This window comes from Oleiphilus sp. HI0128 (genome assembly GCF_001635365.1).
Genome location: NZ_LWGG01001073.1, coordinates 1 through 1,369 on the forward strand (window position 1 = coordinate 1; position 1,369 = coordinate 1,369).

Consider the following 1,369-nt stretch of genomic DNA (forward strand, 5'->3'; position numbering starts at 1 on the left):
CAGTCTTTGGCTATATTAAGCGCATCTTTTCCGTTATTTGCCGTCTTGTATTCATTGTCGCTATAACCCAGCTGTTCTAGGCCACGTTTAACAATAACTTGCATGGCACGGCTATCGTCTACGATAAGAAATTTCATTGCGGATAAGACCCTTTGTATATAGCAAGTGTTTGAATTGCTTTATTAATTATTTGAAGCGATAGTTTATTCATTGCGCTAACTTTGTCCAATAAATACGCCGGCATATATGGTTGTTCCGTCTTCATCCTGCGTAAAGACTTCCCAATCCGGCTCAATATCCTGCATTAGCGTTTGCGCTTGTTCCTTCGTAAGCTGGATCGGCACATCTAAGTGTGTATCTTCGCTTATTTCGAGTTGTACTTGGCCTGCCAGGATATTTCCTAATTCACAGAGCGCGTCATTTGCGTCGTTTTTGCTGAGCTCTTCTTCCGGTAGCTGAAATAATAGAGAGGCGGCCCTGTAGCTAAGTTTTGTTGGCATTGCTAAAACCATTAAAAAATTGTTTTGGCCAACGATAGGTATTTCTACAAAGCACTCTAAAATGCATTCTTGTTGATGAGGCTGGGGCTCAATATATTTGAGCTCGGCACCAAATAGCTTAGTCCACACACCTGATAGCAAGCTATAAAAAGTTTGCTTGTTCATTCTGTCAGCATCCTGTTTTTTAAACGCATTGCTTCACGTGCATAGTGGAATCTCTTAACGAAAGAAGGAAATCGGCTACCTTCCAGTATAGAAAAGAATTTTATTTTTGCTCTGAATAATTGTCGGTGATAACAAAATATTACAGAACATGGATGTTATGACGTAAAAAACTGTATTATTCACAACAGAAAAATGAACAAAATAAGACTATATTTACGATTAGAATAAATTTACGTTTAATTTAGGCAATTTTTGTTGAAAGATTGCGTATCAAGGATGGCCCAAGAAGAGACATTATGCCGACAGATACAAATTACATCATTATTCAGCTGCTAATCGGCACCTTTGCTTGTTTGTGCATTAGCGTCGCTTACATTATGTTTTTGAAGCATAAGCTGACAAAGCTTAAGCCGGGGAAACATCATACTTTTGAATATGCCTACGATGGAAAAACGGTAGGCAAGACTGCGCCTGATTCAGAAGGTGAGGAAGAGTCTGTCGAAGATGGAATGAACAAACTGGATGAATTGTCCGGCCAGCAATTAAGTTTGAGCTCGCAACTTAAAGATATGACATCTGAGAATGACCGGCAAGCCTTTAGTGATTCTGAGCGGCAGCGTTTGCTTGAACATATTGAGGCACTCGAAGCCTCCTTGAAAGAATCAGGAAAGCGGATTACCTCAATGAATGTTCAATATCAGCAA

The 1,369-nt window shown here is 39.7% G+C and carries 2 protein-coding genes; one reads left to right on the forward strand and one right to left on the reverse strand.

Annotated features, from left to right (window positions below; all coding sequences use genetic code 11):
- Positions 1 to 215: 215 nt before the first annotated feature.
- On the reverse strand, positions 216 to 665 hold the full coding sequence (locus A3763_RS18280) for a chemotaxis protein CheX (RefSeq protein WP_068507627.1): 450 nt from the start codon (positions 663 to 665) through the stop codon (positions 216 to 218).
- A gap of 296 nt (positions 666 to 961) precedes the next feature.
- Here A3763_RS18280 and A3763_RS18285 point away from each other — a divergent pair.
- A partial coding sequence (locus A3763_RS18285; protein WP_156495163.1) for a hypothetical protein occupies positions 962 to 1,369 on the forward strand: 408 nt, incomplete at its 3' end.

Bases quoted from the DNA above. Each gene is read 5' to 3' on its own strand.
- A3763_RS18280 (WP_068507627.1), bottom strand. From the start codon at position 665: ATGAACAAGCAAACTTTTTATAGCTTGCTATCAGGTGTGTGGACTAAG.